Below are 24,474 nucleotides of genomic sequence, written 5' to 3' on the forward strand. Positions count from 1 at the left end.
TGTTATTAAATTTATTACAATTTACTCTTCAGACTGGGGATTATTTTCTGAAGATTCGTCTATATTATTTACAACATCAGTATTTTCAGATAGTTCACCATCCTCTATAACCTCATCTTCTTCTTTTTCGGACATTACTTTACAAACTGAAGCTATCTGGTCATTGCGTTTACCTAAGTTTATGAGTTTTACCCCTTGAGTGGCTCTACCCATAATACGGAGGTCGGCTACCTTAACACGTATGGTGATACCCGATTTATTAATAATCATCAAGTCATTTTCATCATTAACGTTGCTGATAGATACAAGTTGACCGGTTTTGTCAGTGATATTCATGGTTTTAACACCTTTACCACCACGGTTGGTTATACGGTAAACAGGCTCTCCATCTTCATCATTCAGGCGTGTACGTTTACCAAATCCAAGTTCAGATACTACCATAATAGTTTCTTCCGGAGAATCTTTAGACATGGCGATCATACCAATTACTTCATCAGAACCATCCTCTTCAATGCGCATACCCCTAACTCCGGTAGCAGTACGACCCATTTCACGAACATCTGTTTCATGGAAACGTATAGCCCGGCCTTTTCTGTTAGCCATCAGGATTTCGCTGTTTCCATCAGTCAGTAATACTTCAATTACTTTGTCGTCTTCACGTATAGTGATGGCATTCACACCATTTTGACGAGGTCTGGAGTACGCCAATAAACGTGTTTTCTTGATAACACCTTGCTTAGTACAGAATACTAAATAATGACTGTTTACAAAGTCCGGATCATTAAGACCTTTCACTTTGATAAAGGCATTTACTTTGTCATCAGCTTCTATATTCAATAAGTTTTGAATAGCTCTTCCTTTTGCTGTTTTACTACCTTCCGGAATATCGAATACACGAAGCCAGAAACATCTTCCTTTTTGTGTGAAGAACAGCATATAATTATGCATAGATGCCGGGTAGATGTATTCTACAAAATCCGTATCACGTGTTTCGGAGGCTTTTACGCCCACTCCGCCTCTATGTTGTGTCTTGAATTCAGATAAAGGAGTACGTTTTATATATCCCATATGAGAGATGGTGATAATCATCTCATCATCTGCATAGAAGTCTTCCGGATTCATTTCTACATCCGAATATACAACCTCTGTGCGGCGCGTATCTCCATACTTGTCTCTTACCTCGATTAATTCGTCTTTGATGACTTTCATACATAACTCATCATTCACAAGAATTTCATTCAGGTAATCTATCAATTTCTTGATTTCTTCGTATTCAGCATGTAATTTATCCTGTTCAAGACCAGTAAGTTGTCTTAGACGCATTTCAACGATAGCACGAGCTTGAATTTCAGTCAGACTAAATCGGCTGATCAATCCATCTATTGCGTCTTGTGGCGATTTAGAACCACGTATAATAGCAATTACTTCATCAATATTATCAGAAGCAATAATTAATCCTTCCAGAATGTGAGCACGTTCTTCTGCTTTTTGAAGGTCAAATTTCGTACGTCTGATAACCACTTCATGTCTATGTTCCACAAAGTATGTAATCATCTGCTTGAGGTTCAACGTATGAGGGCGACCTTTTACCAGTGCAATATTATTAACACTGAAGGAGCTTTGCAATGCTGTAAGTTTGAATAACTTATTAAGAACAACATTAGCGTTAGCGTCTCTTTTGATATCAACAACAATACGCATCCCTGTACGGTCTGATTCGTCATTGACATTACTGATACCTTCCAGTTTTTTCTCTCCTACCAAGTCTGCAATATGCTTAATCAATTCAGCCTTATTCACCAGATATGGTATTTCTGAGACAACGATTTTTTCGTGGTTACCATCCATTTCTATCTCGGCACGTCCACGCATAATTACGCGCCCACGACCTGTTTCGAAAGCATCTTTAACACCTTGGTAACCATATATAAATCCTCCGCCCGGAAAATCGGGAGCTATAACATATTGCATTAAACCTTCAATGTCAATGTCGCGATTATCTATGTATGCAATAGTTCCGTTAATAACCTCCGTCATGTTGTGAGGAGGCATATTTGTAGCCATACCTACGGCAATACCGGAAGCTCCGTTTATTAATAGATTAGGGATCCTGGTAGGAAGAACCGATGGCTCTTTCAATGTATCATCGAAATTCAACTGCATATCTACAGTATCTTTTTCGATATCCTTCAACATTTCTTCTGCTAGACGGCTTAAACGGGCTTCGGTATAACGCATAGCCGCCGGGCTATCACCGTCAACACTACCCATATTACCTTGTCCGTCAACTAACAAGTAGCGCATGCTCCACTCCTGAGCCATACGTACCATGGCAAAATAAACAGACGAGTCTCCATGTGGGTGATACTTACCTAATACTTCTCCGACAATTCTGGCGGATTTCTTATAGGGTTTATTTGATGTGTTGCCTAGTTCACTCATACCGAATAGAATACGGCGGTGTACAGGTTTGAATCCATCTCTCACATCGGGTAATGCTCTGGATACAATTACAGACATTGAATAATCAATGTATGCCGACTTCATCTCATCCTCGATGTTGATTTTAATAATTCTATCTTCCTGGTCTGTCATTATCTTTAATGATACGTTACACTTAATTATTTAGTATTTATCCTTTATACGTTTATTGCTACGTATAAAACCACGCTAAGTTACGATATTTCTTTGTATTTTGGAAATATTTCAGGACAAACTAATGGTTTGAATACATGAAAAAATAGCATAAAAAAACAGCTCTACTTATTTGATATCAAACAATATAGAGCTGTTTAGTTGTTTTATGGCTGATATGTCTTAGAATTCATCTTTTCCATGACAGTTTTTATACTTCTTACCACTTCCGCAGAAACAAGGATCATTTCGTCCTAATTTCTTTTCAACCCTTACCGGAGCTTGTTTAGGCTTACTTTCTTCCTGTCTTTGTTCAGGCTTTTTGTTGTCCGTATCAGCATCGTCCTTCTGAGTTTTATATTTGCTGTAATCTGTTTTCTCTTCAGGAGCAGCTTCTCTTACTTCTTCCGGCTGACGAACAGGTATTTGGCCTCTCATCAAGATAGCAACAGCTTTCTTGTTGATTGTGTCAACCATTGTTTTAAATAAGCTGAACGATTCCAGTTTATATATCAAAAGCGGATCTTTTTGCTCATAGCTGGCATTCTGAACAGAATGTCGTAATTCATCCATCTCACGAAGATGCTCTTTCCATTGTTCATCGATTGTATGAAGTAATATCGATTTCTCAAAAGATTTGATTACGCCTTTAGAGCCTGTTTCGTAAGCTTCTTTCAGATTACAGGTAATGTTGAATATACGTTTTCCATCAGTTATTGGGATTAGTATATTTTCAAAACTATGCCCCTGATTTTCATATACATCTTTTATTACCGGATTAGCAATTTCTGCCAGCCTGTCCATTCTTTGCTTGAAATTCTTAACAGCAGAGTCATATACTATGTCGCCGGCTTTTTCAGGTTTCATAGACTTGAATTCAGCTTCGTCAAATGGACATTCGATAGCCAAAATTCTCAACAGCTCAATTTTCAAACCTTCATAATCCTGAGCGTCTGCATATTGGTCTGTAATTGCAACGGCAGAATCATAAAGCATATTCATAATATCAATTCCGATACGTTCTCCCATCAATGCATGACGACGACGTTTGTAAATCACTTCACGTTGTGAATTCATCACATCATCGTATTCGAGCAAACGCTTACGGATACCGAAGTTGTTTTCTTCGACTTTCTTCTGAGCTCTTTCAACTGACTTACTCAGCATATTGTGTTCAAGAACTTCTCCTTCTTTGAATCCCATCTTATCCATCAATCCGGCAATACGTTCTGTAGCAAACAGACGCATCAACTGGTCTTCAAGCGAAACAAAGAATACAGACGATCCAGGGTCTCCCTGACGTCCTGCACGTCCACGTAGCTGACGGTCAACACGACGAGATTCGTGTCTTTCTGTACCTATGATAGCCAAACCTCCGGCAGCTTTAACTTCCGGCGATAGCTTAATGTCAGTACCACGACCGGCCATATTTGTAGCAATAGTTACCATTCCGGTTTGACCAGCAAGAGCCACAATTTCAGCTTCTTTCTGGTGTAATTTGGCATTCAGTACATTATGTTTGATCTTACGTTGAGTAAGCATTCTACTTAACAATTCTGATATTTCAACAGATGTTGTACCTACAAGTACCGGACGTCCTTGCGAAATAAGGTCTTCTACCTCATTAATAACCGCTGCGTATTTTTCACGTTTTGTTTTATAAATGCGGTCATTCATATCCTTACGCGCTATTGCACGATTGGTAGGAATTACAACCACATCCAACTTGTAGATATCCCAAAGTTCTCCTGCTTCCGTTTCGGCTGTACCGGTCATACCCGACAACTTGTTGTACATACGGAAGTAGTTTTGTAATGTAATAGTTGCGAATGTTTGGGTAGCAGCTTCTACTTTAACGCGCTCTTTTGCTTCGATAGCCTGATGTAATCCATCTGAATAACGACGCCCGTCCATAATACGTCCGGTTTGCTCATCTACAATCATTACTTTGTTATCCATTACTACATACTCATCGTCTTTTTCGAAAAGAGTGTAAGCTTTAAGTAATTGGTTAACTGTATGCAAGCGTTCTGATTTTACAGAATAGTTTTGCATCAGTTCATCTTTCTTCTCTGCCTTTTCTTCGTCAGAAGAAGGTGATGTCTCGATTTCAGCCATTAATGCTCCAATATCCGGCAAGACGAAGAACTGTGGATCTTCAGAGTTTCCGGATAATAAGTCTATACCTTTGTCTGTTAATTCGATACTGTTATTTTTTTCATCAATAACAAAATACAAATCATCTGTAACAATATGCATATTACGCATTTGTTCAGCCATATAATGCTCTTCGGTCTTAAGCATCGCAGATTTTACACCGGGCTCACTTAAAAACTTGATAAGAGGCTTATTCTTAGGTAATCCTTTGAAAGATCTGTATAGAAGTAGAGCACCTTCTTCCTGTACTTTAGAGTCTGAAGAAGCCATTTTAGACTTCGCTTCAGCCAGCAGTTTGGTACATAAGTCTCTTTGTGCTTTTACTATAATTTCGACACGAGGACGGAATTCATCAAACATTTGAATTTCGCCTCTGGGGATAGGTCCCGAAATGATCAAAGGTGTACGGGCATCATCAATCAATACCGAGTCAACCTCGTCGACAATAGCGTAGTTATGTTTGCGTTGTACAAGATCGGCAGGGCTTACAGCCATATTATCACGAAGATAGTCAAACCCGAATTCATTGTTTGTTCCGAAAGTGATATCAGCCTGATAAGCTTTACGTCTTCCTTCGGAGTTAGGTTGATAATTATCGATACATTCAACAGATAGCCCGTTAAACATATATAATGGCCCCATCCACTCAGAGTCACGTCTGGCCAGATAGTCGTTGACAGTTACCACATGTACACCGTTTCCGGTAAGGGCGTTCAGGAATACAGGCAATGTACCTACAAGAGTTTTACCTTCCCCTGTCGCCATCTCAGCAATTTTTCCTTTATGAAGGACAACCCCTCCAAATAGCTGAACATCGTAGTGGATCATATCCCAAACGATTTCGTTACCTCCGGCAACCCAGTGATTCTGATAGATTGCTTTATCGCCTTCGATACGAACAAAATCTTTTGTTTCAGCTAATTGACGGTCAAAATCGGTAGCTGTAACAACAATTTCTTCATTTTGAGTAAATCTCCGGGCTGTATCTTTTACTATCGAAAAAGCTTCAGGCATTACTTGTTCTAAAATAACCTCAAGTTTTTCGGTAATATCTTTCTCTAGTTTATCTATTTGAGCCCAAATTTCTTCTCTCTGATCGATATCAATATCTTCGATACCATTTTTCAGTTCAGATATTTTATTGCGTTCTTCAGCTACATAATCGTTGATCGTTTGTTTCAACTGAACTGTTTTAGCCCTTAGTTCATCATTTGAAAGAGCTTCGATAGCTGGGTATGCCGCTTTTATTTTCTCGACATACGGATTTATTTGCTTCGCATCGCGGCTCGCCTTATTTCCAAAAATTTTGGATAAAATGTCATTAAATCCCATATTATTAGTTTGTTATTATTTTCTCTTTTGTAATAGATTAAAAAAACGGAACGAATTTACATAAATTCTTCTAAAGGTTGATCTTTTGCCGCATTCGGAGAGCGGATACGCAATACTTTAGAGATTGTCGGAGCTATTTCGGTAGCTTTAATAGTCCGTTTTATTTTTTCAGGTTTTATGCCATAACCAAAGAATATAACGGGAGAAATGACTGCATCTTCCCGTTGAACCTTATTCGTTTGAACAGAGCTTTTTTCATCTATAATCTGATATCCCGGTTGTATTTCAAGAATAATATCGCCTGACAACTCTTTGCTAAGCATATCGCGATAGGCTGCCATATTGGCATTTGCTTCACCGCTCAATAATTTGATCGAAGTTGTAGCATCTTGTACACCTGTGAATTGCACGACAAATTCGGCTGCTTTATCCTGAATCTCAACCAGGTTAATATTTTTACTTTCAATCAGTTTTCTGTTCAGGTAAATCTGTTGATCATAATACTTTTCCACCCATTGTTCTTTACCATAAATAGCCATCAGGTACATATTCAGTAAAGCCTCACAGCGATTAGTATAAAATACGCCTGATTGCTTTACAGTATCATCCGAATAATCAGAATTGTAATATCCTGTAGATGTGATAAATATAAGAGTATTGCTTAAGCCGATATTTTTTTCTACTTCGTCGAGTAATGTAGCTATATCTTTATCTAGACGGGCATAAATATCTTGCTGCTCAATTGAATAATCACCTGCTTTAGCCGGAGTGTAATTACCTGCATAATAATTTATTGCTAAAAAATCGGGATAGGAATGTTTTCCCATATCCGTTTTTAGCATCAGCTGTATAGCAGTTTGTGTAATATTCTCATTTGCTAAAGGAGTTTCTTTGAGCTGGCTATAAGCACTGGGTGTATTTTGTTTCCACGCATAATCAAGATATCTGAATTCGCTACTGTATGGAAATCTGTTATAGCGGTCGGCACTAAGAAGAATCTGCCATCTGATGCTTTCCAACTGATTGGAATATAAATTATTCCTATTTTGAAAGTCAACTGTCCAATGGAAATCTTTGTAATATGTTGATGTTGCCCATTTTCCGGTAAAATCCTCCAGCCAATAAACTCCGTTAGCCTGATGTCCTCCAGTAATTAATGCCTGAAAAGAATTAGGAGCAAAAGAATATGCCTGTGAATAACCTGACGAAGCAGCTTTTAATTCATCTACAAAAGTAGATACACGCAATGCTGCCGGAGATAATTTTTCTTTAGTGTAATTGCCTAAGAATGAATTATCTTCAAATATGGGTGATTCAGTATTTTTATCCGATGAAAATTTTGTTTTACCTATAATACCGTGATAAAACGGGTTGGTACCTGTATATATGGTGGCCAATGAAGAGGCGGCATTTATATTAGGAAAGTCAAATGAAACATTTGAATATACAAGCCCTTCGGAAAGAAGCCTTTTAAATCCTTTTTCTGAAAATGATTGATTGAAAAGCTCCAGATAATCGCCACGTAACTGATCTATTGTAATACCAATAACCAACTTCGGAGTATCCTTTAAAGTTGTTTGGGATTGTATAGATGTAACTGTAAGTACAGCTACAAGTGATGTGATTATTCTTATCATCTATATATTTGTTCCTTTACTGTAGTAAAGGTTTTGAGTATTAATAAATTAAATGTTTCTTCCGTTTTGCAATGACTCCTGATCTGACGCATAAAGCCAAAACATAAGGAAGAAATGCTATTTCTAATCGTTGTGGTATCAAAAACCACGCCAAAAGAAACAATATTAAAACTGCAAAGTTAATAAAATGATAGTAGTAGACATACTTTGAAGAGTATTTTATTAAAAAGAAAATTGCGGCTATAACCTGGATCGGATTCAACCACACTAAATTCCAGTTTGGACTGGTGCAAGGGTGTACCGAGAAGAACATCAAAAAGAATATTATACTTCCGGCCAGACCTGCTGTAAAGAATAATAAAAAATCGAAGATACGGGGTAACAAATCCGAAGATTTTCTTATTTGGGTATATGATATTAAGATGCTTATAACTAAAAGTATACATCCAACAACAAGAGGTGATAAGAAACCGGATTCTTTTGATTGCGTGGTAGATACCTGTTCAGATAATCGTCTTTCTTCTGAAACCAATTGACGCTGACGTATACTGTCTCCTTCTATTATCGCTTCTTTGTATGAACGTAATAAATTAGCCGGAAGAAAATCTTTTTGTTTCTCTGTAAGATCTTTATCTGCATCTGCACCTATAACCAGATCGATACCGAATTTGACCCATGGTTGGGCAGATACACAATTATGGACAAAGTACCTGTAAGATTCAATTCTTTTGATCTCTCTGGGGTAATATCGCACCTTTCCATCTATATTACTCTCAATAATATCTCTGGGACGGGTCGAACAGTTATCATAGAAATAATTATACCGATAGATTCTGTTTTCAGGTAGTGCATTTATAACTAAAGCATCAAAAATATTTTGCTTTTCATTTTGATTCAGATTCAATACCTGTTCGGTAATTCCTATTCCACGACTTTTGTAGCTCGATAAATACTGGCTAAAAGGATATCCGGCAACCATATAATCGGTTTCTCCTTTGACAAACCGGTACATAAAGTTGGGACTGTCGAAATCAAATATACCATAGTTAAAGACAACATCCAGCGAATTTTGTGGGTCTTCGATCCGTATGGCAGTATGTCCGAAAAGAGCATATACTTCCTGATCCCAAGGTGTATTTGTTAATAAACTAACTTTGGCAGAATCTGATAATTGAATATTTTGACCGGATATAGATATCGTAAATAATAGAAGAATGAAAGAATATAATAATTTTTTACTCATGTATACCATTGTAATATAGTATGTTATTTGAAATCTACCTGTATCGAATAATATTCAAATGTAATAATAAATTTAAAGCAAAAGTGAAAAAATATCAAAATGTTACATTTTTGATGTTTTAAAATCTAAAACGTGTATTTTTGTATAAGGAAAATTTAAAAACAAAAGAAATATGAAACAATTATTAATTGCTATCTGTCTGTTTTCTTGTGCATTATTTGCTTATTCACAGCAAGAAGTTATAAACCTTCCTATACCAGTAAAAACCGGAGGAAAGCCTCTTATGGATGCTTTGAATGAGCGTAAATCATATCATGAAGGATTTATCGATAAAGATCTTGATAATCAGACTTTATCTAACTTATTATGGGCTGCTTACGGCTTTAATAGAGCTGACAAACGTACAGTACCTTCAGCCAGTAATGCGCAGGAGTTTGATATCTATGTACTTCTTAGAGATGGAGCTTATCTGTATGACGCCAAAGCGAATACATTGACCCTTATTGCGGCAGGAAGCTTTAAAGATTACTTAGCTATGAACAGGCAACCTTATGTTAAAGATGTGGCGCTTCATTTGGTTTATGTAGCTAATCTGGAAAAAAGTAAAGCCGGAAGGGACGGAGTTTTAATCGATACAGGTTTTATATCTCAGAATGTATATCTATTCTGTGCATCTGAAGGATTAGGTACTGTAGCCAGAGCTTCTTTCGATAGAAAGCAGTTACCTGTTGTTTTAAAATTATCTGATAAACAAGAAATTACTTTAGTACAGGCAATAAGTCCTGTTCAATAATAGAAGTATAGAAAATAATGAAAGGCGGAAAAGAATATTTTCCGCCTTTTTTATTTACAATTGGTTTCTTTACACTTCCAAAGCTCCGATCAAATCTTTTATATGAGCAATATTGTGATTATCAAGATATTCCTGTATACCATTTACCACTTTTTCTGAAATAGTAGGGTCTATAAAATTATATGTTCCGATCTGTATTGCACTAGACCCGGCAAGGATAAACTCGATAGCATCTTGCCATGAAGATATGCCTCCCATACCTATTATTGGAATTTTAACAGCATTGTATGTCTGCCATACCATTCGTAAGGCAACAGGCTTCACACAAGGACCTGATAATCCACCTGTAACAGTCGATAAAACAGGTTTGCGCTTGTTTATATCGATCGCCATACCTAAAAGAGTATTGATCAAAGATAAAGAATCGGCACCCTCTGCTTCGGCAGCACGTGCAATTTCGGTAATATCAGTGACATTGGGAGATAGCTTAACAATCAAGGTTTTGTTGTACACTTTGCGGACAGCTCTTACCACATCTGCAGCAGAGCAGGCCGATGTACCGAAAGCCATACCGCCTTCTTTTACATTAGGACACGATATATTTAGTTCTATACCCGGAATTTTATCAAGGTCGGACAGTCGTGCAGCGCATTCGGCATAATCTTCTATAGTAGAACCAGATACATTTACAATTATATGTGTATCAAAGTCTTTAATCTCAGGGTAGATATTAGAAACAAAATAGTCTACACCTTTATTTTGCAATCCGACAGCATTGAGCATACCTGCCGGTGTTTCCGCCATACGAGGATACGCATTTCCCTGACGATCATGCAGAGTCGTCCCCTTTACACAAATCCCTCCTAATTTACCCAGATCAATAAAATCAGTATACTCTTTGCCATAGCCAAAGGTACCGGAGGCAGTCATAACCGGGTTTTTAAGAGCCAGGTTACCTATTTGTATATTTAATTTATCCATTTCAAGTCTTTTATATTAAATACCGGACCTTCTGTACAGACGCAAACATTGCCTCGTGTAGTGTTTTCAATACAACATAAGCAAACACCAAAGCCGCAAGCCATAGTATTTTCAAGAGATACTTCGCAGGTAATCCCGTGTTTATGAGCATAATTAGCTATAGCCATCATCATAGGCTTAGGTCCACATGTATATATTTGCTTAAAATCAGGCAGTTCTAATATTGAGTGATTGGTAACAAATCCTTTTTCGCCATGCGAACCATCTTCTGTAGTAGTATATACATCACCGTATTTCGCAAATTCATCTAGCTGTAACAAATCTTTAGAAGAACGTGCACCTAATAAGAAAACAGGAGAATATCCTTCTTCTTTGAGGATAGATCCCCAGTATAACATAGGAGCAGTGCCGACACCACCACCAACAAGTAAAACCCGATCTTTTTTATCAGAAGATTCCGGAGGTGTAAACGAATTACCTAATGGAAGAAGAAGATTTACAAGGTCGCCTTTTTTATATGTTGCCATTCGGCGAGTACCATCGCCAATAGCCTGAACTAATAACCAAAGTTCGTTTTTTTCTTTATCGATAAAATTTACCGAAATAGGACGCCGTAAAAAAGTAGTTGGTGAATCAGTAACATGTACTTCAACAAATTGGCCGGGAAACATTTCCGGCAAAGGACTACTATTCGTAGTTGATAATTTTAAAAGACAATAAGACTGATTGAGCTGGCTATTATCAGTTACAATCAAATCAAGCATTTTTTTCATGCAATCAAACCACTTAAGTTTTAATATAAAAGCTATCGTACAAAGTTAAGTAAAACTTGTGGTTTTTACAGATAAATTATCTCAGGGGAGCTATTTTTAAACAATACTTCCGGTTTTAATGAGAATCGAATGTTTCAAAGGTACTGTCTGTATAATATATAATTATCTGCTTGATTTTTTTCTCCTTTGCTTCTTTATATATAATTCGCTCATTAACAACTTCTTTAAGTATATTTTCGGGCTCTACTAACTCTTTCTCCTTTTGATATTTATTTTTATCCGAGCCATTGGTCGTATTTACAGAACCCTCATTAGGCAATACAGCAAATAAGTCAGGTAGAGATGGAGAAGATATTGTTCGCTTATGCTCTTCTTTATTAATTTCAGGCATATCTGCATCTTTGTACATTGGCCCAATTCCGGTTAATAACCATTCACTATTAATATTAGGCATTTTGATCAGAATCCGCGTAATAACATCTAAACTAGGGTTATTACGTCCATTAAGAATATGTGAAACAACAGCCCGGCCTATCTCTAATGTATCAGCAAAACGAGCAGGATTCATATTTTCCGAATCCATAATTAATTTGATCCTGTCTTTCATACAAATTTTATCTATTATATAGAATATAGATGCCCTTTACATAAGTATACTACAAATGTAAAACAAAAAATCAACAAAAATAAATAATATCGATTTACATTTGTCTCAGAGAAAGATGACAAATGTATTGATGTAAATATAACTAAGTATATACATTTGGAAATAAAGTTTTGGAGTATTAAAGTTTAAATTTTGATTATTGATATAATAATCACATAATAATATACTTATTTACATATATCATGTGATGTGAATTTATATAATAGCTATGCGTATCCTTTTACGTGGTTTATGTTAAACTAATACTATATATTATTAATATAATTTATTGATAAATAGGTATATATTATACTTTTTATATGCTCATTTTTATCTATTCTAGCATAGAATTAGTTAGTATATATTTTTGTTTATTTGATATTTTTGTAAAATATTAATCTTGTGTAACTATTGTAAATTGCATATAATGTATACAAAAAAGCATGATCGTGTTTACTTTTGTTCTAGTTTTAACTTTTGTATATTTGTATATATTTACATGAAATCACCTTTATTATAGGGATACTAATATCTGTATCAAATTTGTTGGATTTGACTAATGTTATAATCTCAAGAAGTTAAACATGAATATTATATAGTATTTATAATTGAAAACTAAATACTTAGGATATAAAATTTGTGTATATATTTTCTAGCCAAGAAAATCCAGAAACTTTCTATATATAGGATTTTGAGATAGAATATATTCATTTCCGACAGCAAAAAACTGAGATCTAGCCCTGGTTATTGCTACATTCAATTTTCTATCTACAGTTTTTTCTGAATTTAGGTTGGAAAAAAAATCCAATTGATATGGTCTATTCATACAGAAAGACAAAAGTATTATATCCCGTTGACTTCCTTGAAACCGTTCAACCGTATCAATCATTATATTTTGAAGTTCTGGAATTTGGGTTTCTTTGAGTTTGTGCTTTATTAATGCAATCTGATTCCTATATGGAGTAATAATTCCTATGGTTTTTTCTGGATCGAATCTTTTCTGATTTATATTATATATGTTGAGAATGGCCTTTGCTAAATCAGTAATAATTTCGGCTTCGGCGTAATTTATCTTATCGCTCTGAGAATTGAATATTTCAGAGCAATTGAAAAAGTATCGGCGTTTAGAAGAAATTATATTCTGGTAAGTATTCAGATTTTCTTCAGGTAAAATAATTTCCGAAAGGTTTTCCGACTGCCAGTTATTAGCGATCTTCAGTTGATCTTCATAAAAATGAAAATTTGGAAATTCCATTAAATCATTATGCATTCTACCTTGATATACTAAGGTGTCATATGCATGCTCCCACCTATTATCTTTATTTATCCTGAATAATCTTTCAAATAAAGATTCTCTACAATTATATAATTTTATTATGTTTAATAATTGATCTTCTACTTTAGACTTTTCTTCATCTTGAAGTGTGATTGTCGATAGCTGTTTATGATCACCAATCATAATAAATTTGTCGACCTTTGGGAGGATACCTACAATTTGAGGTTCGAGTATTTGAGAAGCTTCATCAATAATTGCCAGATTAAATTGTTTAAGATCGAAGATCTCCTGACGCCCGACTACGGACGCCAATGTACCTATAAATATACGTTGGGTGTGGATTGTTTTTCGTAGCTCTTCCCTACTCTTTGCTTCGGATGCTATGTTCTGTAATAAACGGTGTCGATAATTCTCGTGACATGATAGTTCTGTTCCAATACGAATGTACTTATCACACTCTTGATTATCATGCCCAAAAGCCTGATTTATAGATTCACATAATTCATCGACAGCTCTATTGGTATAGGCTATAATTAATATATTCTGTGTTGTATTATTATAATAATACTCGATCAGTCTTCTGGCAAAAATAGAAGTTTTACCTGTACCGGGAGGACCGACAATAAGAAAGTAATCTTTAGCATTGATTGCTTTCTGTATAACTATTTCCCGCTTTTCTTCCTGAGGAGTGTTTACATGTGTAATGAATTTAGATTCAAAATATTGTGGTTCTTTGACTCCTAGTAATAATTGGCGTTTATCAATTGGAGATTTTATGAAACTGAACAGGCTTTTATACATATTTGTATATGAATGATCAAGCCTGTCATGTTCCACAACCCAATTTTTATGACTATTGAAAAATGTTTTGTTCTTCTGTTTATATCTGAATCTCAATAAAAGATGGTCTATCGAAATTTCAGCAATTGTACCTTTAAGTATCTGATTGGTTAAGGCTGAGTCTTCATCTTTTTCATGAGGGTATAAAATACAGACTTCCCCTTCCCTGAAATTGACGAAGTCTGTATTTCCACTTCGTTTGAATAGAATTTTCATATCCCTGCTCGAATCATCGATATCAATAATTTCGAGATCCGGTATAAGATCAAATGACTCCAGGCGATCTAAATATTCGGTATTCCAAAGACTGGCAGTTGATGAATTGGACTCGAAGTAATTATCTCCAATCTTTTGGATGTATAATTCTCTGGTTATAAAAGCTATAAATCGATACAGATATAAACGTTCGGTTTCGGATATGTTTTTTATTGTTTTTTCAAATTCAATTATTTGCTGAGTAAAAAAATCCGGAACTTTACCGTAATTATCCAGATTGCATATATTAAGGAAAAGCTGATCTACAGCACCTGTTCCTCCTGTATATATGTCGTGTTCGGTAGCAATTATCAGATTACGCAAGTTTATAATTTCCTTTTCGAGCTTTTGATAAGGGACTGCCAGACGAAGGTTTTCGCCCCGGTTTTCGGCTGCAGAGTACAATATTGCAGATGATATTTTCCGGTCATCAAAGCCAAAGACACTTTTAATGATCAACCGATATATTGCTGTCTGCACTTCATGATTTACGGCTATTTTGCTCGGATCGTTTTTAGGGAAAGGCACCCCACCCGATTTCAGCTCGACAATCTTAGTTGTGTCACTACTATTTTGAGCCAGTTGCAAAAGGTCTAACCTTCCCTGAAAGCCGTATTGTTCGCAATAGAATGACGGTTCTAAAGTACAATCATTTACATTTATATGGTTAGCCGGAAAATCTTCTTTGATACAGCGCTTAATATTCTCGAATTGTGTATGTGCTTTACTCATAAAAGCTCTGAAATCCGATGGCTGTTTGATATCATTACAGCTGGTAAATTCGAACGGTTTATCTCTGAATGCTTTCAGGAAACATTGGTCGAATGTCACTTCATCAGGATGAGAGGCAAAAATAAGTTCGTCCAGAAAGAAGTTTGCCAGATTACCCAATAATATATAATGAGAACTTACAGGCGGTTCGAACCGTTTCCTGAAATAGTGCAGATATGATTTACTATAGTTTTGAAAGCACTCGGCCATCGCCGATGCATCTATCAGATAGTCGGGTTCTAATACAATATATTTGGGTATATAATACCCGGACTTATCTAAATATGAATCTATAATATTTAGTTGTGCTCCTATCCAAAGTCTTTCAATAGTAGGATTAAAGGTGTCATTAATATTCTCTACCCCATATTTAATATTAATCTCGGAAATGGTATTTTCACAAATACCGATAATCAGTTTTTCTTCCGGATCCAGGTCTGTAATTTGTACCCTCAGGTATTTAACAGAAGAATTAACATGAGTCTCGGAATGTGTATCTTCTTCCGGGGTCGTTGTTTTCTGATTTAAATAGATTATAGAAAAAAATTCCCGAATGGCATCTTTCGCTTTGTCATATTGACCCGGAGATACCAGATTACTTTCATTTTTTTGTAAAAAAGCTGACTTAACACGTATATTCTGTAGTTTCCATTCGAGGGAAGGTGCTATATTATATTTTTGTGTGAGGTATACTAAGCGCGAAAATAAAGAAGGAAACTGCAAAGTTTCGCCTGTAGTAAGCTCTTTGCAGTTTCTTTCAAGTATCTTTTTCAGATAAGTATATTTGTCCCGAAGTGAAATATTCGAAATATCGTTTTGCTGTATTTCGTCTATTATTACTTCATACCTCTCTCTGTTCAATGTTCTCTGAGTGTTACGTCCAGATTATTACACAATGTTATATATAAATTTCCTGCCGACATGTATGAATATCCTCTTATACGTACATCAATATTACCTCTGTTATTTAGTAAAATCATTGCATCATGCATGAAATTTATATATGCATTATCATTCGATATATCCAAACCTCCGGATCCGGGATTACCTACATTTACATAATAGTCAAGAGTAAGAGTTGTTCCGTTTATTGTAATGTCATATATATTTATATCATCTCCTCTCGATATATCTCCACTTATATTTATCCAGGCATTTTTCAGATATAAATCCAAAATCTCTTCGCGGGAAAGATTAATTCCCGGTATATCCCTTAAGTATATTGTTGAACGTGCTTCGAAATTTCCATTTTTAGTAATAGTTGGCATTACATAATCGAAATTGCTTTTTATCACATAATCATTATTAGTTGTACAACCTGCAAATCCGATCCCTATTATTACTACTAATACGATGTACAAAAAATTGCTTTTTCTCATAATTTAAGTGTTAGTGAGAGTTTGTTAATCCACCGCAAATATAAACGAAAGTTATTTTCTATCCTAACTAAAAACACCATTTACTCAAAATTATAACAAAAACACTTGCCTGTTACCGATAAGTAACATATATTTGTTACCGCAAAGTAACACCAATGCTATATCTATGGAAGTATCTAATAATGAAAAAGATAAAGAATTCACTAAACAAAAGCTACTGAATGCTGTAGGTATTGTTATTAATAAGGATGGATTTGAAAAGATTGGAGTTAATGCCGTTGCGGCAGAAGCTCAGGTGTCGAAGATTCTTATTTACCGCTATTTCGGGTCATTAGATAATATGATTATCGAATATCTCTCTAAGAATGACTTCTGGATAAGTTTTTCGATAGATTTACCGAAAGATGACAATCTCAAGGGGTTTCTTAAAAACATGTTCAGGGGGCAAATCAAACAAATGAGAGAAGATAAACTTATGCAACGTTTACACCGATGGGAACTAAATACCCAGAATAGTGTAATCGAAAAACTCCGGCTGAAGCGCGAAGCTAAAGGCATTACCCTGATCACAATTATAAGCCAGTTAGCACAACATCCTCAAGAGGAAGTTGCCGCTTTGGCAACGATATTAAGTGCATCTATTACTTACCTGAGCTTATTGGGTGAATACTGCCCTATGTATAACGGCATCGATTTACAAAGCGAAGCGGGTTGGGAACAAATAGCAAAAGGTGTAGACCTGATTATAGATGTATGGTATGACAAACAAATGGATAAAAAATGAAAAAGACTTTACTTTATATTAGCATCTTAACATTATCGATTATTCAAGGAAAAATGGAAGCACAAGTAAATAATGATTTCAAAGCTATGATAGAGGCTGCCACTAAAGCTCCATCAGGGCACAATACACAACCATGGCTTTTCAAGGTTAACCAAAGTTCTATCGAGATATTGCCAAATCTTGCTGATACCTTACCTGTGGTAGATAAGAACAACAGGGAATTATTCATAAGTCTGGGTGCAGCTACCGAGAATCTGTGCATTATGGCATCACATTTGGGATATTATCCGACCATAAAAACCGATGATAAGACTCAGACTATAACAATAGAACTCGGTAAATCTAATAATATACAAAAAGACGATCTGGCATTACAAATTGCAAAGAGACAAACAAACCGTAATGTATATGATGAAAAGGTGGTGCCGAAAGATATCTTATCTATTTTAGAAAATCAGACACTGCATGAAGGTATTTACAGATATACTATTTCTAAAGAAGACTCTTTGTTTTCTACCCTTAAATCATACGTTGTCAGAGGAAACGAGATCCAGATGAATGATGATGCGTTTAAAGATGAATTATTAAGATACATGAGGCTCAATAATAAGGAAGTTGAAAAAAATCCGACCGGATTGACCTATAAGGTAATGGGTGCACCGTCATTGCCGGCAATAATATCTAGGCCTATCGTAAAATCATATCTGAAAGCGGATAAGCAAAATAAGTCGGATATTCGAAAGATAGAATCGTCTTCGCACTTCATTTTATTCACAACGGAGAATGACACTTTTATTCAATGGGTCGATTTAGGGAGGAGTCTCGAAAGATATTTATTGAAAATATCAGAGCTGAACCTGGCTTATGCTTTCTTGAACCAGCCTTGTGAAGTGAAATCATTGTCGGACGAAATGCAAAAAGAAGTCCCCCTCATAAGAGGGCAACACCCTACTCTGCTTTTAAGGATTGGATATGCTCCGAAAGCCCCATATTCTCCCCGAAAAAACATTGAAGATGTTATATTGAAATAAGCTTTTATCTATATATAAAATGGTGGAAAAAACAGAGAAAATAAAAATGTGCAATTATGTGTCACCTTTGTCACCTTATACAACTTTATGTATTGATTTTCAACAATAACCAAAAGTGACAAAGGTGACACAAAGTATACATCGGTTTGTATAAGATTGTCACTGTTGTAACGTTCGAAAATAGTATATTTAAAACTTGCTTTCTTTACAAAATCAATGAGAGACCTGAGAGTTTAAACAATAAATAAAATGCAAAAAAGAGTCGTAACTTATATATTCTTATTTTTTATAACAATAACGAATAGTGTCGCAAATGACGGCGGTTTCTATATTGATGGTAACCAGTTAATCCCTATGCTCGAAACTGATATTTCGGTAAAGAAAGAAATACTGACAATAAACCGGAGCATCAAGAATCCCGAACAAGCAGAAGTGATCGTTTATTATGAATTTTATAATCCGGGAGAAGAAAAGACAATAACAGTCGGCTTTGAAGCTACATCTCCATCGGGCGACGCTCAGATATTACCGGTTAATGGAAATCATCCGTACTTACATGAGTTTACTGTAGAAATGAACTCTCGTTTTCTTCCTTATCAGATAGCTATTGTGGGAGACAGTTTGTATTATAAAAACGGAAAATTCAGAACTCTGACACAGCAACAAATAGAAGCGGATGTCGATGACTGTGGCGAATGCGGGGCGTTCCGGTATGTTTATCACTTTGATGCAAGTTTCAAAAAAGGATTGAATATTATAAAGCATACTTATACGTGCGATTTTTCGACATTCGTAGGATCTCATTATGTGTTCGGATATGTTCTTTCGGCTGCGATGCGTTGGGGAAATCACCAAATAGATGATTTTACATTGAATATTAATATGGGTGAAAAACAACTGTTGAATATTGACCCTTCTTTTTTCAAAGATGTTTCGGAATGGATTATTTTAGGAATAGGCAAATCGCATATAACTAGACATACATTGAGCCTTGAGCCTACAGCCCAGTTTTTTATACAAAAAGGATACTTAACTTTTCAAGCTAAAAACTTTAAGCCTAAGGGTGAGTTGAACTTCTATTCTCCCAGAGACTTCTTTGATAGTAATTCTTTTGATTATAAAAAGAATAAATACCTCCCTTATAACATAAACCTGTATTTGTCTGAAGATGGCAGTATGACTGCAGCAGATGATATGTCTAAGAAAATATTAAGAAATCTACCGTTTGCATGGCGTGGATACGTTTTCTATACACCCGAACTGAGGGATTATTATGAAAAACAAATATGGTATTATCCGGATGCATCTTATCGATCTGAAATCGACTCATTATCAGATAGTGAAAAGGAATGGGTACAATATTGGAGCCAGTAAAGATTATCCTCTGTTAATAAATAAAAGATTATTCAGACTTATGAACTGAGTCAATATTACTACTTTTGGGGCGTATTAATTTTATTAAACATTTATTATGAACAAAAGAAAGACAAATGAGTCTTTGAAAGCTTATCGTTTCAAGCGGTTTGCTAAAAGGGCTTACAGTGCATTTAACAGTATGCACAAAGTAGTAAACATTGGAGTAATATCAGGGTGTATGCTGACGTTTGCACATTCGACGCAAACTTCGGCTCAAACAACTAGTGACTCTGGTGATCAAATGAAAATTGCGGAAAAAGAACTGGAAGAAGTTACGGTGACAGCTTCACGGGTTGAGCTGTCTCTGAATCAGGTTCCAAAACAGGTGACAGTTATTTCCAGAGCAGAGATTGAGCGGGCTCCCGTCCAAAGTATTCAGGATCTATTAAACTATGCAGCAGGCATAGACGTTCAACAGCGTGGCGGCCACGGAGTACAAGCCGACATCTCGATCCGCGGAGGATCATTTGATCAAACAGCAATTCTACTCAACGGAGTCAACCTCTCCAATCCACAAACAGGTCATTACAGTTTCGATATTCCTATCAACCTCTCTGATATCGAGCGAATAGAAATCATTCACGGTCCTTCATCCATTATTTATGGCGCCAGTGCTTTTTCGGGAGGTATTAATATTATAACAAAGAAAGATGCTGATCATAAGGCTTATGCAAAAGTAGAAGCCGGAGGGCACAATTTGCTAGGAATAGAAGCAAACGGAGCTTATCAAAACCAAGTAGTATCAACACGGTTATCGGCAGGCTATAAGACATCTGACGGATATATCAATAACAGTGATTATGATATATTCAACCTTCTCTGGCAGACCCGGTTCGATGTAGAGAAATCTAAGATTGATATACAATTGGGTTATAATGATAAGCAATTCGGGGCAAACACATTCTATACACCTGAATACCCTAATCAGTATGATAAGACGCAATCTTATTTTGCCTCAATTAAAGGAGAGACCGGCACTAAGCTGAAGTTTATTCCCATAGTCTATTGGAACAGGCATAACGATTGCTTCCAACTTTACAGAGATGGAACTCCCGATATACCGTCATGGTATACCGGACATAATTACCATCAAACGGATGTTTACGGATCAAACTTAAATCTGCAATACAGGTCAAAATTAGGAATAACCAGTTTTGGCGCTGAGTTTCGTAACGAAGGTATCCTGAGTAATGTGTTAGGGCTTGAGATGCAAAACCCGAGTGGTAAATATACAAAATCGGATAACCGGACTAATATCAGTTATGCACTGGAGCATAATCTATTAATAGACCGATTCTCTTTGACTGCAGGTATTTTAACGAATTACAATACTGCAATAAGGGGGAAATACAAGTTCTATCCTTCGGTTAATATTAGTTATCAATTGACAAACAGCCTGAAAGTATACAGTTCGTGGAATAAGGCAACTCGTATGCCTACTTTTACCGATTTGTATTATACAACTGCAACACATACAGGTAATACTAATATCAAGCCTGAAGATTCGGAGGCATTCGAGCTTGGGTTCAAATACAATACCTCTTTTGTCAGAGCCTATATAACAGGATATATAATGGAAGGCAAGAACCTTATTGATTGGATAAAGGATAATCCGGATGATAAATGGGAGTCCAGAAACATTACTAAAATAGACAAACAAGGAATAGAAGTCGGTGCTAAATTTTCGTTGCATGAAATATTTCCTGGTTTAGATCCTTCAACAATACTGCAGTTAGGATATACAAGGCTGCATCAGAAGAAAGATGCAGGAGAAGTGATATCCAATTACACTTTAAATTACTTAAGAGATAAATTTACAGCCGGGTTGAATCACCCTATATATAAGGGAATAAGTGCAAACTGGAATTTCAGGTGGCAAAAACGTATGGGGTCATATCTGAAATACGAGATACTGAAACCTACGCAACAAACACCCTACCCTGCATTTGCGACCTTAGATGTGCAGATAAATTGGAAGCTGAAAGATTTTACTCTCAATATGTCGGCAAATAATATATTCGATAAGAAGTACTTCGATTTAGGTAATATTCCTCAAGCAGGATTTTGGTTAATTGGGGGGATTAGCTATACTCTCAAATAAAATTTGTAGGATAAAGATATTACTGATATTTTTGTAAATAAGTAACAACAAGTGTTTTTCGGAGTATAACTGATTATTGTTGTTTTACTTACAAAATCAATAAAAAGGTATGAGACCTTAATTCTCTAAAATCGGAATATGGAACCAATTTTTACATATAAGATGAAAGTTCGTGATTACGAACTGGATGCACAAGGTATTGTGAATAATGCCAACTATCAGCATTATTACGAAGTTACACGTCATGAGTTTCTCGAGACATGTGGAGTAAGTTTTACAGAAATGCATAATAGAGGTATTGATGCAATAGTATCGAGTATAACAATTAAATACAAAAGATCGTTAGTCGGGTCAGATGAATTTCTCTGTACAGTAAACCTGCATAAGAAAGGAATCAGGTACTATTTTAATCAGCAGATTATCAGAGTATCGGATAATGCACTATGCTCGGAAGCTGAAGTTGAAGTTGTTTGTCTGATTAATGGTAAACCATCACGTCCCGATGAGTTTGATGTTGTATTAAGCAAATATATATCTTAAAAGAATATCTTACTTCAATAATAAAAGGGAGTTTCTTTCTTATGAGACTCCCTTTTTTGTTTACAGAATTTGCCTTTATTTCTGTAATTTGAATAATACAGGTAATGTATAATATACAGGAACATTACGTCCATTCTGCATTCCGGCTATCCATTTGGGCATCGATTTTATAACTCGTACAGCTTCTCTATCGCATGAAGGATCAAGAGGTCTTAATACTGTAATATCTGACACTGAGCCGTCTTTGCCGACTACGAAGCGAATCACTACACGACCTTGGATATCGTTTTCAGCTGCAACAGCCGGATACTTAAGATTATTAGCTAAAAACTTCATTAATTCAGTATCCCCTCCCGGAAATCTGGGCATTTGTTCTACACTGACAAATGGAGTTTGCGGTCCTTCATCGACAACAGCTCTATGCTCTCTTAGTTCTTCAGGAGCAACTGCATCTCTACTTGTCGATCCATCAAGATTATCAACGATAGATATTTGAAGATTAGGATTTGAATTCAACTCTTCCTGAGTGCGCATCTCTCTGCTCTCATCAACAGTTTCAACTATTACCGGAGGTGTAAACTGGATAGCTGCTCTGGTTTCAACCGGCGGTGGAGCTAATTCTTGCCGAATAACGTCGGGTTCTTCCACTTTCTTTTCTATTTCAAGTTCAGAAAGCGTAACAGGGGTATCTATACCACCCAAATCTTGATTAGCTGCCTTTACCATATTTAAGAAGGAAGGCAATACAGCTACGGACCCGACAAAGAGTACAATAATAACAAATGCACTAATATGTCTTTTGGTTGAAGACTGCCGAAGAGCATATGCTCCATATGATTTGTTTTTCCCTTCGAATACAAGATCACACCAGTCAGATGAGTTTAGTTTTATTTCTCGTGCCATGATTGTAAATGTTAATGGTTTATTTATTCTTTACTTAATAGATAGATATTGAATAAGAATTCCATAAATATTTCCGGGAAAATAAATTTATTTTATAAATATCTGAAATATTGATATTTACCGATTATATATTAGATAATATAAATTAGCTCAATTTGAGTATTGAAAAAAGCAATTAAAAAAACATGTTATAAAGCATAAAATATTTGGTAGGGAAAGAAATATGTACTACTTTTGTATCAGAGAAAGATTAAAGGTTAGTGTAACTATTAGGTAAAAAGGTTGCAAATTGGTTATTAGTTTTAGGTTATTAGTAATATTCAAAATCTCTTGGAACATTCTATTGAGATAGAAAAAAGAGAGATTTTTGTTTTGATTAGTTTTGTGGTATTCAATAAAAGAAAAGAGAATATAGTTTTTAATACTATCATTCTCTTTTTTATTTTTATGTATCGTTATTATAATAACCCTTCAGGAAGATCTACGAATAATATTTTCTTCACAGGATCAATATTGGTTATAAAATCGTCAGATGCCGGAATAATAACCTCTACCCCATTTTCGTCATTTAATAAAAACAATGTGTTAATAGTTGAATCATCAATATCTACAATTTCACCTATTGCACCCTTGGCTTCATCTATTACATTAAAACCGATAAAATAATCTAGAGTGTATTCTGCTTCGACTGATTCGTCAAAATATTTCCGGGGCAAATATACATCTAAACCATTGAAACGTTTTGCTTCTATATCTGTAGTTATGTCTTCAAACGTAATAAGAGCTGTATCAGACCCTTTAAACCGGTATTCCTTAACAAAAAAAGGAACAAATATCCCATCAATCAAACATATCAGATAAGGACAATCTACTTTATCAAATATATCATTATCAAAAGCAAATGAGATTTCGCCTTTAATACCATGAGGTTTTACAAATTTTCCAATTTTGAATACTTCGTCTTCACGAATCATACACCAGT

Annotated in this window: 17 protein-coding genes; 6 read left to right on the top strand and 11 right to left on the bottom strand. The window is 35.6% G+C overall.

Going from position 1 to position 24,474, the window contains the following annotated elements:
• Positions 1-21: 21 nt before the first annotated feature.
• From gyrA to BUC12_RS08410, 4 genes are all read right to left on the bottom strand, one after another.
• Positions 22-2,595 (bottom strand): DNA gyrase subunit A, encoded by a 2,574-nt coding sequence (gyrA, locus tag BUC12_RS08395; protein ID WP_062182601.1) that lies wholly within the window; start codon positions 2,593-2,595, stop codon positions 22-24.
• 222 nt (positions 2,596-2,817) lie between these two features.
• Positions 2,818-6,123 (bottom strand): preprotein translocase subunit SecA, encoded by a 3,306-nt coding sequence (secA, locus tag BUC12_RS08400; protein ID WP_062182598.1) that lies wholly within the window; start codon positions 6,121-6,123, stop codon positions 2,818-2,820.
• A 56-nt stretch (positions 6,124-6,179) separates the two neighbouring features.
• Positions 6,180-7,760, bottom strand: coding sequence for an alkaline phosphatase family protein (locus tag BUC12_RS08405; protein ID WP_062182595.1), 1,581 nt, complete (start codon positions 7,758-7,760; stop codon positions 6,180-6,182).
• Positions 7,761-7,800: 40 nt separating this feature from the next.
• Positions 7,801-9,003 carry a lipoprotein N-acyltransferase Lnb domain-containing protein gene (locus BUC12_RS08410; protein ID WP_062182615.1) on the bottom strand — a complete coding sequence of 401 codons (1,203 nt, stop codon included), beginning with the start codon at positions 9,001-9,003 and terminating at the stop codon, positions 7,801-7,803.
• A 172-nt stretch (positions 9,004-9,175) separates the two neighbouring features.
• Here BUC12_RS08410 and BUC12_RS08415 point away from each other — a divergent pair, with 172 nt between their 5' ends.
• Positions 9,176-9,796 (top strand): SagB/ThcOx family dehydrogenase, encoded by a 621-nt coding sequence (locus BUC12_RS08415; RefSeq protein WP_062182592.1) that lies wholly within the window; start codon positions 9,176-9,178, stop codon positions 9,794-9,796.
• Between the two features lie 69 nt (positions 9,797-9,865).
• Here the strand turns inward: BUC12_RS08415 and BUC12_RS08420 are convergent, their stop codons facing one another.
• From BUC12_RS08420 to BUC12_RS08440, 5 genes are all read right to left on the bottom strand, one after another.
• Positions 9,866-10,777, bottom strand: coding sequence for a dihydroorotate dehydrogenase (locus BUC12_RS08420; protein ID WP_062182589.1), 912 nt, complete (start codon positions 10,775-10,777; stop codon positions 9,866-9,868).
• The gene (locus BUC12_RS08425) at positions 10,765-11,550 is read right to left on the bottom strand and encodes a dihydroorotate dehydrogenase electron transfer subunit (RefSeq protein ID WP_062182586.1); all 786 of its coding nucleotides are present in this window, start codon (positions 11,548-11,550) and stop codon (positions 10,765-10,767) included. Before BUC12_RS08425 ends, BUC12_RS08420 begins: the two co-directional genes overlap by 13 nt.
• A 115-nt stretch (positions 11,551-11,665) precedes the next feature.
• The gene (locus BUC12_RS08430) at positions 11,666-12,157 is read right to left on the bottom strand and encodes a helix-turn-helix domain-containing protein (protein WP_062182583.1); all 492 of its coding nucleotides are present in this window, start codon (positions 12,155-12,157) and stop codon (positions 11,666-11,668) included.
• A gap of 691 nt (positions 12,158-12,848) precedes the next feature.
• On the bottom strand, positions 12,849-16,199 hold the full coding sequence (locus tag BUC12_RS08435) for an AAA domain-containing protein (RefSeq protein WP_062182580.1): 3,351 nt from the start codon (positions 16,197-16,199) through the stop codon (positions 12,849-12,851).
• A complete protein-coding gene (locus BUC12_RS08440) occupies positions 16,196-16,717 on the bottom strand; it encodes a hypothetical protein (RefSeq protein WP_062182578.1) in 522 nt (173 codons plus the stop codon). The genes BUC12_RS08435 and BUC12_RS08440 overlap by 4 nt, the downstream gene beginning before the upstream one ends.
• Positions 16,718-16,883: 166 nt before the next feature.
• Here BUC12_RS08440 and BUC12_RS08445 point away from each other — a divergent pair, with 166 nt between their 5' ends.
• The 5 genes from BUC12_RS08445 (at position 16,884) to BUC12_RS08465 (ending at position 22,589) form a co-directional block, all read left to right on the top strand.
• Positions 16,884-17,501 carry a TetR/AcrR family transcriptional regulator gene (locus BUC12_RS08445; RefSeq protein ID WP_062182575.1) on the top strand — a complete coding sequence of 206 codons (618 nt, stop codon included), beginning with the start codon at positions 16,884-16,886 and terminating at the stop codon, positions 17,499-17,501.
• Positions 17,498-18,532: an Acg family FMN-binding oxidoreductase gene (locus BUC12_RS08450; protein ID WP_139262036.1), complete on the top strand. Its 1,035-nt coding sequence runs from the start codon at positions 17,498-17,500 to the stop codon at positions 18,530-18,532. Before BUC12_RS08445 ends, BUC12_RS08450 begins: the two co-directional genes overlap by 4 nt.
• Positions 18,533-18,781: 249 nt before the next feature.
• Entirely contained in the window at positions 18,782-19,906 is a 1,125-nt protein-coding gene (locus tag BUC12_RS08455; protein ID WP_062182571.1) for a YARHG domain-containing protein, read from the top strand.
• 97 nt (positions 19,907-20,003) lie between these two features.
• Positions 20,004-22,049, top strand: coding sequence for a TonB-dependent receptor plug domain-containing protein (locus BUC12_RS08460; protein ID WP_062182567.1), 2,046 nt, complete (start codon positions 20,004-20,006; stop codon positions 22,047-22,049).
• Between the two features lie 138 nt (positions 22,050-22,187).
• On the top strand, positions 22,188-22,589 hold the full coding sequence (locus tag BUC12_RS08465; RefSeq protein WP_062182564.1) for an acyl-CoA thioesterase: 402 nt from the start codon (positions 22,188-22,190) through the stop codon (positions 22,587-22,589).
• Positions 22,590-22,664: 75 nt separating this feature from the next.
• On the opposite strand, the gene BUC12_RS08470 is transcribed toward BUC12_RS08465, so the two are convergent.
• Together BUC12_RS08470 and rimM are read right to left on the bottom strand one after the other, a co-directional pair.
• Positions 22,665-23,492 carry an energy transducer TonB gene (locus tag BUC12_RS08470; RefSeq protein WP_062182561.1) on the bottom strand — a complete coding sequence of 276 codons (828 nt, stop codon included), beginning with the start codon at positions 23,490-23,492 and terminating at the stop codon, positions 22,665-22,667.
• A gap of 458 nt (positions 23,493-23,950) precedes the next feature.
• Entirely contained in the window at positions 23,951-24,466 is a 516-nt protein-coding gene (gene rimM / locus BUC12_RS08475; protein ID WP_062182558.1) for a ribosome maturation factor RimM, read from the bottom strand.
• Positions 24,467-24,474: the final 8 nt, after the last annotated feature.

Source organism: Indolivaga macrotermitis (assembly GCF_900128985.1).
Taxonomy (GTDB): domain Bacteria; phylum Bacteroidota; class Bacteroidia; order Bacteroidales; family Dysgonomonadaceae; genus Dysgonomonas_A; species Dysgonomonas_A macrotermitis.

Coding starts and splice junctions, on each gene's coding strand:
- rimM (WP_062182558.1), bottom strand. CDS start 24,466: ATGATTCGTGAAGACGAAGTATTCAAAATTGGAAAATTTGTAAAACCT.
- secA (WP_062182598.1), bottom strand. CDS start 6,123: ATGGGATTTAATGACATTTTATCCAAAATTTTTGGAAATAAGGCGAGC.
- BUC12_RS08425 (WP_062182586.1), bottom strand. CDS start 11,550: ATGAAAAAAATGCTTGATTTGATTGTAACTGATAATAGCCAGCTCAAT.
- BUC12_RS08415 (WP_062182592.1), top strand. CDS start 9,176: ATGAAACAATTATTAATTGCTATCTGTCTGTTTTCTTGTGCATTATTT.
- gyrA (WP_062182601.1), bottom strand. CDS start 2,595: ATGACAGACCAGGAAGATAGAATTATTAAAATCAACATCGAGGATGAG.
- BUC12_RS08445 (WP_062182575.1), top strand. CDS start 16,884: ATGGAAGTATCTAATAATGAAAAAGATAAAGAATTCACTAAACAAAAG.
- BUC12_RS08410 (WP_062182615.1), bottom strand. CDS start 9,003: ATGAGTAAAAAATTATTATATTCTTTCATTCTTCTATTATTTACGATA.
- BUC12_RS08455 (WP_062182571.1), top strand. CDS start 18,782: ATGCAAAAAAGAGTCGTAACTTATATATTCTTATTTTTTATAACAATA.
- BUC12_RS08440 (WP_062182578.1), bottom strand. CDS start 16,717: ATGAGAAAAAGCAATTTTTTGTACATCGTATTAGTAGTAATAATAGGG.
- BUC12_RS08420 (WP_062182589.1), bottom strand. CDS start 10,777: ATGGATAAATTAAATATACAAATAGGTAACCTGGCTCTTAAAAACCCG.
- BUC12_RS08430 (WP_062182583.1), bottom strand. CDS start 12,157: ATGAAAGACAGGATCAAATTAATTATGGATTCGGAAAATATGAATCCT.
- BUC12_RS08460 (WP_062182567.1), top strand. CDS start 20,004: ATGAACAAAAGAAAGACAAATGAGTCTTTGAAAGCTTATCGTTTCAAG.
- BUC12_RS08405 (WP_062182595.1), bottom strand. CDS start 7,760: ATGATAAGAATAATCACATCACTTGTAGCTGTACTTACAGTTACATCT.
- BUC12_RS08470 (WP_062182561.1), bottom strand. CDS start 23,492: ATGGCACGAGAAATAAAACTAAACTCATCTGACTGGTGTGATCTTGTA.
- BUC12_RS08465 (WP_062182564.1), top strand. CDS start 22,188: ATGGAACCAATTTTTACATATAAGATGAAAGTTCGTGATTACGAACTG.
- BUC12_RS08450 (WP_139262036.1), top strand. CDS start 17,498: ATGAAAAAGACTTTACTTTATATTAGCATCTTAACATTATCGATTATT.